The following is a 10,462-nucleotide window of genomic DNA, read 5'->3' on the forward strand; positions in this document are numbered from 1 at the left end:
ATCCGCCGCATCCTCGACGACGACGAATTCCTCGAGGTCCAGGCCGAACGCGCCGGCAACATCGTCGTCGGCTTCGGCCGCGTCGACGGCCGCAGCGTGGGGATCGTCGCCAACCAGCCCACCGTGTTCGCCGGCTGCCTCGACATCGACGCCTCCGAAAAAGCCGCCCGCTTCGTGCGCACCTGCGACGCGTTCAACGTCCCCATCATCACCCTCGTCGACGTCCCGGGCTTTCTGCCCGGCACCGACCAGGAATACAACGGCATCATCCGCCGCGGCGCGAAACTGCTCTACGCCTACGGCGAGGCCACCGTCGGCAAGATCACCGTCATCACCCGCAAGGCCTACGGCGGCGCCTACGACGTGATGGGCTCCAAGCACATGGGCGCCGACGTCAACCTCGCCTGGCCCACCGCCCAGATCGCCGTCATGGGCGCCTCCGGCGCCGTCGGGTTCGTCTACCGCAAACGCCTCCTCGAGGCCGCCAAAAACGGCGACGACGTCGACGCGCTGCGCCTGCAACTGCAACAGGAATACGAGGACACCCTCGTCAACCCGTACGTCGCCGCCGAACGCGGCTACGTCGACGCCGTCATCCCCCCGTCCCACACCCGCGGACAGATCGTGGCCGCCCTGCGCCTACTCGAACGCAAAATGGTCACCCTCCCGCCCAAGAAGCATGGGAACATCCCCCTATGACCGCTATCACCGAGGACGATGTGCGCACCGAGACCGGTTCCGACGCGACGTCGTCAGTCAACGGTTCCGCAGCGGACACCACGCTCGCGGAGGGTGCGGGCACCGACCTGCCTGGTGACACGGACGGCGCAGCCGCCGACACGGCCCGTGAGCCTTTCCTGAAGGTGGTCAAGGGCTCACCGTCCGACCAGGAGATCGCGGCGCTCGTCGCGGTGCTGTCCGCGGTCGCCGCCGCCGGCAGCGGTGATCCGGATTCGGACGTCCCGCCCGAGTCCTGGGGTGCTCCCACGCGGATGCACCGGAGCATCGCCCCGTTCTCGCCGTACGCGTTCCCCAACGTGTCGGCGTACCGGCGTTGATCAGAATCCGGTGACGTCCTTCGTTCTCGCCTCGGCCTCCCCGGCGCGGCTGGCAGTTCTGCGCAGCGCCGGGGTGGAGCCGGTCGTGCGAGTCTCCGGAGTCGACGAGGACGCCCTCATCGCGGCACTCGGTGCCGACGCCGCCCCCGAGCACGTCGTCACCGAACTGGCCCGCGCCAAGGCCGGCGACGTCCTCCCGGTTCTCGCACGGGACGGGATCTCGGACGCCGTGGTCGTCGGATGCGACTCCATGCTGCTGATCGACGGGTCCCTGCAGGGCAAACCCGGAACCGTCGACGTCGCCCGCGCGCGGTGGTCGTCGATGGCCGGCCGTAGTGCGACCCTGCTCACGGGGCACAGCGTCCTGCGGATCAAGGAGGGCGCGGTGGTGGGTGACGCACACGATCACAGCGCCACCGTCGTCCATTTCGCAAGCCCACCGGACGTCGATCTGGAGGCCTACCTCGCGACCGGGGAACCGCTGCAGGTCGCGGGAGCCTTCACCCTGGACAGTCTCGGGGGCTGGTTCGTGGATCGCATCGAGGGCGATCCGTCCAGCGTGATCGGAATCGGTCTGCCGCTCGTCCGGAGGTTGCTCGCGGAGGTCGGAGTCGGCGTCGCCGAGTTGTGGGCGTCGTCAGGCCGTGTCGGCTGACCGTTCGTCGACCTGCTGGTTCCGGCGCGGGAGCGTCAGCGACGCCGCGCCGATTGCCGCCGCGACCGCCGCGATGATCCAGAGGATGCGGCGTTCCGCCTGGAGGAACGCCTCTCCTGCCGCTGATCGAGTCGATTCCCGTGCGGCCACCACCGCGGAGTCGGCGATCTGCTGCTGAGCGGCGCCGAGCGCCGCACCTCCGGATGCCGGCGGACGGCATTCGTCGGGCACCTTCATCGGGGACGTGGACCCGAGTTGCTCCGTCGCGCAGCGCACGAACGTGTCCTCGGCGCGCGGGATCAGCGCCGGCGGCACCCCGGCCTCGGCGAGCTGCGCGGTCAGCGCTGGCCGCTCGGCCTGCACCGCGTCCGCCGACTGCGTCGCGACGAGGTTGAAGAACACGACGCCGATCACCGCGAGTCCGATCGAACTACCCACCTGCTGGACGGTCGGGAGCAACCCCGACACCGACCCGGCGTTCCGGGGTTGCACGGTCGCGAGGATCGCCGTCTGGAGCGGCGCCACGAACAGTCCGAGCCCGGCTCCCCCGATGAACAGCGGCCCGGCCAGCGCCGACCACCGCGGATCGGTGCCCTCGTGCTGCAGTTGCGCCGCCAGCACGACGAGGGAGCCGGCGAAGAGCACCATCCCGAGAGGGAGGACCAGGTTGCCGATGCGCCGGTAGACGGCGGCGGAGGCGAGCGCGGCGAGACCGGTCCCCAGTGCCCACGGCAGCGTCATCACCCCGGCCCTGAGCGGTGAGAACCCGAACCCGAACTGCAGAGTGAGGGAGATGGTGAAGATCAACGACGTGAGCGTCCCGAAGAACACGAATGCGATGGCCGCACCGAGCGAGAACGCGCGGTCGGTGAACAACTCGAGGCGCAGGACCGGATCGCCGCCGCGGCGCCCGAGCCGCCACTCGTAGACGACGAACGCGATCAGGACCGGCACCGAACACAGCAACATCGCCACGATCGACGTCGGCCAGCCGCGTTCCCGGCCCTCTGCGAGCGGAAAAATCAGGAGGAACAGCCCGACCGCCGACAGCACGGCGCCGCCCACGTCGAGTCGGCGAACGCCGTCGGGCTTCGCGTCGACGAGATAGAAGTAGCCGAGGACCAGGGCCGCGAGACCGATCGGGAGGTTGACGAAGAAGATCAGCCGCCATCCCCAGTCGAAGAGGTCCCACTGGATGAGAAGTCCGCCGACGAGCGGGCCGCAGATCGTGGCGAGCCCGATGGTCGCGCCGTAGATTCCGAACACGCGCGGGTGCGAGCGTTTCGGAAAGAGTCCCGAGATGATGGCGAACGTCTGAGCCGACATCGACCCCGCCGCGAGGCCCTGCAACGCCCGCGACACGACGAGAGCGGTCGGCGTCTGGGCCAGTCCGCAGAGCAGTGAGGCAACGATGAAGACGGCCAGTGCGGTGAGGAAGACCCGTCGTCGGCCGAGGAGATCCCCCAGTCGCGCCGCTGTGATCAGCGAACATGCGAACGACAGCGTGTAGACGCTCACCATCAGCAGCTGCGCCGACACCGAGGCGCCCAGATCGACCGCGATGCTCGGAAGCGCGACGTTGACGATGGTCGCGTCCAGGAGTTGCATGAACACGGCGGCGAGACTGGTGGCCAGACCCAGCCACGGGACCCACCGACCGAGTTCGCCTCGATAGAGTGCGTCACGCTGAGTCACAGGCATCCGGACAGGCTAGCGGCTCGAATCTCCCAGAATGCTGTGAGGTGGCTCAAAGCTTGCTGGATGATACGCGAAGAACTTGCAGCGTAGAACCCTTTTGCCCGACACTTGACTGGACCGGGACCGACCTGTAATCAGTCTCATACTTCTTTACCTCTCGCGGTAAGGCACTCGGTGCCGCATCCTGTTGCGAGAAGTCCGTGCCACACCCGACCGAACTCGCAACTCGAACCCGACCAGGAGCCGCTCGATGGACTTGAACTTGATCACCCACTGGAAGCCAGAGCCTGGGAGGGTCGTCGAGTGGAAAGTCACGGACGCGAGTGCACGTGCGGCTGCCGACGCGCCGGTGGATCCGGCACTGCCGACCACCATGCAGGAGCGCCACCTGCGGCGAGCCCGGTTGGCGGCGAACAACGGCGAGACCCAGTCCCCGTGGATCGGCATCGCGTTCGACTTCCCGGGCAGGCTCGACACCGTCGCGATGACACGCACCCTGGAGCGTTACGTCCTGCGGCACGACACGCTGCACAGCTGGTTCTCGTTCGAGAACGCGGACGCCGACCCCACGGACACCACAAATGCCGTCCGGCGGCATGTCGTGCCCGCCGACTCCATCGCGCTCACGGCGCACGAGGGCGAGACCCTCACCACCCCTGAACAGGTCCGCGACCACATCGCCACGCGCTTCGCGAACGACACGAGCGCGCTGGCCTGGCCTGCATTCGTGTTCGGCGTGGTGGAACATTACGACGCCGGGGCTCCCGGGTCCGAGGACAGCTTCACCCTGTTCCACGCCGTCGATCACGCGCACACCGACATGCAGTCGATGATCCTCACGTTCGCCGAGACGCGGATCATCTATCAGGCCGAACTCGACGGCGCGGAGCCCGAACTGCCGGCCCCGGGAAGCTACGTGGAGTACAGCCGGCGGGAACGGGAGAAGGCGGCGACGCTGACCCTCGCCTCCCCCGAGGTCCACGGCTGGATCGGCCACCTCACCCGCAACGGCGGCACGTTCCCGAGCTTCCCTCTCGATCTCGGCGCGTCCGACGAACCGAAGCCGGCCATCGGCAGCCGGTTCGACCTCGCCGACGCCGACGAGTGCGAGCGGTTCGGTGCCGTGTGCAAGGCCCACGGTTCCAACTTCATCGGCGGCGTGTTCGCGGCCCTCGCCATCACCGAACACGAACTGGTCGGGCGCGACCGCTACATGGCGCTGTCCCCCCTCACCACTCGCAACGACCCGCAGTTCTATTGGTCCCAGGGGTGGTTCATCAATCTCATTCCGGTCGGGTTCGCCCTCGAGGACGCCACGACGTTCACGGGACTGGCCCAGCGCGCGCAGGACGCCTACCGGTCCGGCAAGGCGCTCGGCGAGGTGTCCGTGCAGCAGGTGATCGACACCGTGCTCGCTCAGGCCGGCCCCGAGGGGATGTCGCAACACGCCACCACACTCGCACCGCCTCCGATCGTGTCGTACATCGACGGCCGGCGGTTGCCGCAGACCGAGAGTTTCACATCGACCCGGGCGACCGGCATCGTCGGTGGCAAGGCCACCCAGCTCGCATCGATCTGGGTGAACCGCATGCTCGAGGGCACGTGGATGGCCGTCTCGCACCCCGACACCGACGAGGCGCACCGGTCCGTGACCGCATATGCGGAACGTTTGTCGGCCATCATGAAAACCGTTGCCCGCGAGGGCGATTACACGGTGACATCGTTCGCGCCGGCGGCGGACTCCGCGACTGCCGCAGGGGTGGAGTAGTGCACGTCACGTCGATCGACCGGTACATGCTCGAACCCGGCCTGGTGACGGAATGGTCCGTCGCGCCGGGCGAGGTCTCCCCGTCCGCGGTGCCGCCGTCGTACAACCAGCAATTCCATCTCGACACCGCGCGCACGCACGGCGTCGGCCGAAGCGTCTGGATGGCAGCAGCTTTCGACCTTCCCGGGACACTCGACCGAGATGCTCTCGCGCAGGCGCTGGTGCACTTCATCCGGCGTCACGACACGCTGCAGACCGGGTTCGACGTGAGCCCGGACGCGATGGCGCGCGTGGATCTCGACCCCGGTCACATCACGGTCGTCGCGTCCGAGTCCTCGGTGACCACGTCACCGCACGAGCTCCGCGACCATCTGCGGTACCGGTTCACCGAGGCGTGCGACCCGCTGACGTTCCCCGCGTACCTGTTCGCCACCATCGAGCGCGACTCGCACTACACCGTGGTCAGTGCGTTCGATCACACTCTCGTCGACGGATACTCGCTCGTCATCGCGCTGGGCGAACTCCGGCAGATCTATCAGAGACTCATCGGACTCGGCGGCTCGGCCGTGCTCACGGAAGCCGACCTGACGAAGGAACTCGGCGACCCCGGGAGCTTCCTGCGGTACTGCGAACTCGAGGCCGAGGCACCGGTCACCGAGATCGGCGACCCCCGGGTGCGCGAATGGGCACGCTTCTACGAGCGCTGCGGCGGAACCGCGCCCAGTTTCCCGCTCGATCTGGGTGTCGAGGCGGGCAGGCCCGCTCCGCAGGGAGCCGACGTCCGTCCCCTCCTCGACGCCGCCGACACCGAGCGGTTCGAGGAAATCTGCCTGGACTCGGGGGGAAGCCTGTTCACCGGGACGCTCACCGCGATGGGCATGGCAGTGCACTCGATCAACGGCATCTCCCGGATGCCGTTGCAGTTTCCGCTGCACATTCGCCAGGACCCGCAGTGGGCCAATGCGATCGGGTGGCTCACGACGAGCGCCCCGCTGACGGTCGAACTGACCCCCGACTGCGACTTCCAGTCGTCGCTGGCGCACACCCACGCCTCGTTCCGCACGGCCCTCACACTCAAGGGTGTGACGATGGCCCAGGTGCGGGAGGCGCTCGGTGACGGATACCGCCGCACCCGCACGGATGTGTTCATGGTCTCGTACATCGACTACCGCAGACTGCCCGGCACCGACGATCACGACGAGCTGAACGCACACCACATCAGCAACGTGACGGTCGCGGACGACGCGCAGTTCTGGATCTCACGCACGCAGCGGGGTCTCGCGCTGCGGTCGCGGTTCCCGGAGACGTCGACGGCACGCCGCGCGGTCACGGAATTCCTGGTGCGGTTGCGGGAGATCATGCACGACATCTGTGAGAACGGCGTCACCCCCATCGCGGAGCTCACCAGTCAGCTGAACCTGGAAGGCACTCCGGTCGTCTGACCGCCGGAGGGCTTAACAGTCGTCGCCGCATCGCGTGGGCGATCTTTGCTGCCTCGACCTTGGCCCGCTGCGCGACGTCGCCTGTGAACAACTCGTCGACGCTCGACGTCCACAGTTCGACCCACCGCTCGAAGTGCCGGTCGGTGAATCCGTGGCTGCCGTGCAGCGCCCGGTGCACGGCGAATGCGCTGCCGCGGTAGACGCCTGTGCGCAGCAGGATCGTCTCCCAGAAGTCGCACATGACGGGCAGGTGGTCGTCTACGCCGATCACGGCGAGCGTCTCGAATGCCGGTTCGAGGACCGGATCGGCGAATGCCCGGCCGTAGAAGTGCCGGAGCAGCAGTTCCAGGTCGGCGCGCGTCGAGATGTCGGGCATGGGGCCTCCGTTCGGGTGCGAATCTACGCGCCCGAACGGCCTCCCTCACCGTCCGCGGAAGGTAAGTGTGAACGCCGGTCGGAAGAACTTCCGGCGTCCGCATAGAATTGACGCCGTCCCCGTCGCATCTGCCCCAGGAGCCCACTCGTGCCCGTAGCGCCAGATCCCACCCAGTCCTTCGCCGAGTACGCCAACCCCGGTCGGCTCGTGTCGACGGAATGGCTGTCCGCGAATCTGGGCACACCCGGCCTCAAGGTGGTGGAGTCGGACGAGGACGTGCTCCTCTACGACGTCGGCCACATCCCCGGCGCCGTCAAGGTCGACTGGCACCTCGATCTCAACGATCCGGTGACTCGTGACTACATCCACGGCGAGCAGTTCGCCGACCTGATGAGCCGCAAGGGCATCAGCCGCGACGACACCGTCGTCATCTACGGCGACAAGAGCAACTGGTGGGCGGCGTACGCCCTCTGGGTGTTCACGCTGTTCGGACACGAGGACGTCCGTCTCCTCGACGGCGGCCGCGACGCGTGGATCGCCGAGAACCGGGACACCGCGTTCGACGTCCCCGAGACTTCCCCCACCGACTATCCGGTGGTCGAGCGCAACGACGCCCCGATCCGCGCGTTCAAGGACGACGTGCTCGATCACCTCGGCGAGGGGCCGCTGATCGACGTGCGTTCGCCCCAGGAGTACACCGGCGAACGCACCCACATGCCCGACTACCCCGAAGAGGGGGCGCTGCGCGGCGGCCACATCCCGAGCGCACTGAGCATTCCGTGGGCCAAGGCCGCAGCCCCCGACAGCCGTTTCCGCTCGCGCGGTGAACTGAACGAGATCTACGGCGGCGTGTCCGCCGACGACGCCATCGTGGCGTACTGCCGGATCGGTGAGCGTTCCAGCCACACCTGGTTCGTCCTCACCCACCTGCTCGGTTACCCGAACGTACGCAACTACGACGGTTCGTGGACGGAGTGGGGCAACATGGTTCGTGTTCCGATCGTCAGGGGTGAAGAGCCGGGAGACGTTCCCGGCGCATCGTCATGACCGAACTACCCGATTCGCTTGCCGAGATCGTCGACGACTTCGCTGCCGTCGACGGTTCGGACAAGCTGCAGTTGCTGCTGGAGTTCAGCCGCGAACTGGCGCCGCTGCCTGCCGAACTCGAGCAGGGCGCGATGGAACCGGTGCCCGAGTGCCAGTCTCCGTTGTTCCTGTCGGTCGACGACTCCGATCCGGAACACGTGCGGCTGCATTTCAGCGCGCCCGCGGAAGCGCCGACGACGCGGGGTTTCGCGTCGATCCTGCACCAGGGCCTGGACGGACACAGTGCTGGCACCATCCTCGGTGTTCCGGACGATTTCTATTCCGCGCTCGGGCTCGCCGACGCCGTCAGTCCCCTGCGGCTGCGCGGCATGTCCGCGATGCTCGCACGAATCAAGCGGCATCTTCGCGGCTAGTCAGGGTCTGAACACATACTGATGGAATTCACCGAACTTGCCGACTACCCCGTTCCGGTGGGCGCGCTCACCGAGTGGTTGCCGTGCGCCCGCTCGGAATGGGTGGACGATCCCCGCCCGGCCTCGTATATCCACGAGGCGCACCTGCGCCGGTGCTCCGACTCCGGTGGTCGCGAATCCTGGCTGGGGACCGCCTTCGAGATCCACGGCATGCTGAACGTCACCGCTTTCCGGTCGGCGCTGGAGAAGTGGACCGATCGTCACGAGGTGCTGCGCTCGCACACGACGTTCGACACGGAGACCGAGCGCGTGCGCCGGCGCACCGTGCCGCAGGGCGGGCTGCAGGTGGGGGTCGTCAGCCATGGGTACGACGCCGCCGGCGGCGACAACTTCGCGCACCTGCAGCAACTGTTCGACGAGTACGCCTCGCCCCACAGTTGGCCGTCGTACGTCTTCGCGACGCTCGAAACCGTCGAACGCGACCGATTCACGGTGTTCTTCGCGGCAGACCACTCGATCATCGACGGGTTCTCCATCGTGCTCGTCGCCCACGAGTTGACCGCCCTGTACGAGGAGGCACTGTCCGGCCGCACGGCCAACCTGTTCCCCGTCGGCAGCTACATCGACTTCGGCCGTGAGGAGCGTGAGAACTCCACCGACGCCGAGGTGAAACGTGCGGCGCTCGACGTGTGGCGGTCGGCACTCGAGGGACCGGGACTCCCCGAGTTCCCGCTCGAGGTCGGCCCGCGCACGTCGTACGCCCAGCAGAACCTGTCCGCCTGGATTCTCGATGCCGACCAGGCTGCCGCGTTCAACTCGGCGTGCCGCGAGGCGGATGTGGGGTTCTTCCCCGGCCTCCTCGCGTGTCTGGGTATGGCCGGGGCGGAAGTGGCGGGGCATCAACGCTTTCGGACGGTGACACCGGTCCATACCCGGCACTCCCCGCAGTGGGCGTCCGCGCTGGGATGGTTCGTAGGTCTCAGCCCGATCGACTTCGAGGTGACGTCGCACGACTTCACCGCCGTCGCCCGCGAGGCCGCCGAGAGCGTGGCCCGGACGAAACCGATCTCGGTGGTCCCGTTCGACCGCATCGAGAAGGAACTCGACATCCCCATCCGGCCGCGCTTCGTCGTCTCCTACATGGACGTCCGGTTCGTGCCCGAAGCGGGGCGCTGGCACGAGCGCAACGCCCGGGCACTGCGGAGCCGGCAGTACACCCACGACGTGTACGCCTGGATCAACCGCACCCCCCGAGGCGTCAATCTGGCGGTCCGATATCCGGGCAACGACATCGCTGCCGCGAGCGTCCACACGTGGGTCGGGAGCCTCCGCCGGCAACTGGAACAGGTTTCAATCAGCTACCCATCGGTAGGGTTGCGAAGCGTCGGACAGCCCTGACCGGAAATTTCGGTCCGGTGACAACACGGATCGGTTCGGTGCCTAGACTCCGAAGTGATGCCGTAAACGACCGCTGGTGACACCCACGGGAGCCACCGCGGAGACAGACTATGCGAACCACAGGAGGCTCAGTGCCCAGTCATGCCAGCGCGCACATCACGAAGGTGCTCGTCGCGAACCGCGGTGAGATTGCAGTGCGGGTGATCCGGGCCGCAGCCGATGCCGGGTACGGCAGCGTCGCCGTCTACGCCGAACCCGACGCCGACGCCCCGTTCGTGCGCCTGGCCGACGAAGCGTTCGCCCTCGGCGGGCAAACCTCCGCCGAGTCCTACCTGGTGTTCGACAAAATCCTGGACGCCGCCACCAAGTCCGGCGCCGACGCCATCCACCCCGGCTACGGCTTCCTCTCCGAAAACGCCGACTTCGCCCAGGCCGTGATCGACGCCGGCCTGATCTGGATCGGCCCCTCCCCGCAATCGATCCGCGACCTCGGCGACAAGGTCACCGCCCGCCACATCGCCGAAAAAGCCAAGGCCCCGATGGCCGCCGGCACCAAGGACCCCGTCAAGAACGCCGACGAGGTCGTCGCCTTCGCGAAGGAATACGG

The 10,462-nt window shown here is 67.6% G+C and carries 11 protein-coding genes; 9 read left to right on the forward strand and 2 right to left on the reverse strand.

Annotated features, from left to right (window positions below; genetic code table 11):
- The 3 genes from ACFVJ3_RS48420 to ACFVJ3_RS48430 form a co-directional block, all read left to right on the forward strand.
- Window positions 1-699, forward strand: a 699-nt coding sequence (locus ACFVJ3_RS48420) for an acyl-CoA carboxylase subunit beta (RefSeq protein ID WP_378458860.1), incomplete at its 5' end; no start/stop codon positions are given.
- The gene (locus ACFVJ3_RS48425) at window positions 696-1,058 is read left to right on the forward strand and encodes an acyl-CoA carboxylase subunit epsilon (protein WP_378458861.1); all 363 of its coding nucleotides are present in this window, start codon (window positions 696-698) and stop codon (window positions 1,056-1,058) included. The genes ACFVJ3_RS48420 and ACFVJ3_RS48425, both read left to right, overlap by 4 nt.
- 10 nt (window positions 1,059-1,068) lie before the next feature.
- A complete protein-coding gene (locus tag ACFVJ3_RS48430) occupies window positions 1,069-1,713 on the forward strand; it encodes a Maf family protein (protein ID WP_378458862.1) in 645 nt (214 codons plus the stop codon).
- Here ACFVJ3_RS48430 and ACFVJ3_RS48435 read toward each other — a convergent pair.
- Window positions 1,696-3,414 (reverse strand): MFS transporter, encoded by a 1,719-nt coding sequence (locus ACFVJ3_RS48435; RefSeq protein ID WP_378458863.1) that lies wholly within the window; start codon window positions 3,412-3,414, stop codon window positions 1,696-1,698. The two genes, ACFVJ3_RS48430 and ACFVJ3_RS48435, sit on opposite strands and share 18 nt — an antisense overlap.
- Window positions 3,415-3,661: 247 nt before the next feature.
- Here ACFVJ3_RS48435 and ACFVJ3_RS48440 point away from each other — a divergent pair, with 247 nt between their 5' ends.
- Both ACFVJ3_RS48440 and ACFVJ3_RS48445 read left to right on the forward strand, forming a co-directional pair.
- Window positions 3,662-5,179 (forward strand): condensation domain-containing protein, encoded by a 1,518-nt coding sequence (locus ACFVJ3_RS48440; protein WP_378458864.1) that lies wholly within the window; start codon window positions 3,662-3,664, stop codon window positions 5,177-5,179.
- Entirely contained in the window at window positions 5,179-6,621 is a 1,443-nt protein-coding gene (locus ACFVJ3_RS48445; protein ID WP_378458865.1) for a condensation domain-containing protein, read from the forward strand. The genes ACFVJ3_RS48440 and ACFVJ3_RS48445 overlap by 1 nt, the downstream gene beginning before the upstream one ends.
- Here the strand turns inward: ACFVJ3_RS48445 and ACFVJ3_RS48450 are convergent.
- Complete coding sequence (locus ACFVJ3_RS48450) at window positions 6,581-6,997, reverse strand: group III truncated hemoglobin (RefSeq protein WP_378458866.1); 417 nt, start codon at window positions 6,995-6,997, stop codon at window positions 6,581-6,583. The two genes, ACFVJ3_RS48445 and ACFVJ3_RS48450, sit on opposite strands and share 41 nt — an antisense overlap.
- A gap of 147 nt (window positions 6,998-7,144) precedes the next feature.
- Here ACFVJ3_RS48450 and ACFVJ3_RS48455 point away from each other — a divergent pair, with 147 nt between their 5' ends.
- The 4 genes from ACFVJ3_RS48455 to ACFVJ3_RS48470 form a co-directional block, all read left to right on the forward strand.
- Entirely contained in the window at window positions 7,145-8,044 is a 900-nt protein-coding gene (locus ACFVJ3_RS48455; protein ID WP_378458867.1) for a sulfurtransferase, read from the forward strand.
- On the forward strand, window positions 8,041-8,457 hold the full coding sequence (locus tag ACFVJ3_RS48460) for a SufE family protein (RefSeq protein WP_378458868.1): 417 nt from the start codon (window positions 8,041-8,043) through the stop codon (window positions 8,455-8,457). Before ACFVJ3_RS48455 ends, ACFVJ3_RS48460 begins: the two co-directional genes overlap by 4 nt.
- 21 nt (window positions 8,458-8,478) lie before the next feature.
- On the forward strand, window positions 8,479-9,855 hold the full coding sequence (locus ACFVJ3_RS48465; protein WP_378458869.1) for a condensation domain-containing protein: 1,377 nt from the start codon (window positions 8,479-8,481) through the stop codon (window positions 9,853-9,855).
- A gap of 131 nt (window positions 9,856-9,986) precedes the next feature.
- A partial coding sequence (locus ACFVJ3_RS48470; protein WP_378458870.1) for a biotin carboxylase N-terminal domain-containing protein occupies window positions 9,987-10,462 on the forward strand: 476 nt, incomplete at its 3' end.

The sequence above is a fragment of the Rhodococcus sp. NPDC127593 genome, assembly GCF_042671975.1.
Lineage (GTDB): Bacteria > Actinomycetota > Actinomycetes > Mycobacteriales > Mycobacteriaceae > Rhodococcus_F.